Consider the following 301-nt stretch of genomic DNA (forward strand, 5'->3'; position numbering starts at 1 on the left):
CGAAACAAACTTCATAGATGATATTATTATTTCTGTTTTTAACCTTAATTATAGTTCTGATTTATCCTGTTTTGGCGTGGAAAATGTTCAAAGCACTTAAGGAAAATAACAAACGTAAATTCTATCGACTTTCAGTAATACTCTTAATTCTGATTTTGATTCCAGGCTTCTATTTTAAAATATTACCAGGCTCAAATTTATTTTGGAATCCAATAGAACAAGCTGATGAAAGGAATTACAACATCGAACTGACTGGATTTGAATTTAATGATGGCGACTTGATTTACGAATACGAAACAGA

At 30.2% G+C, this 301-nt stretch carries 1 protein-coding gene; it reads left to right on the forward strand.

The window, feature by feature from the left end:
• Window positions 1-83: 83 nt before the first annotated feature.
• Window positions 84-301: hypothetical protein (locus tag H4O21_RS28960; RefSeq protein ID WP_220495936.1), on the forward strand; the 218-nt coding region annotated here is incomplete at its 3' end.

This window comes from Oceanospirillum sediminis (assembly GCF_014164585.1).
In the GTDB taxonomy this organism is placed as follows: domain Bacteria; phylum Pseudomonadota; class Gammaproteobacteria; order Pseudomonadales; family Halomonadaceae; genus Oceanospirillum; species Oceanospirillum sediminis.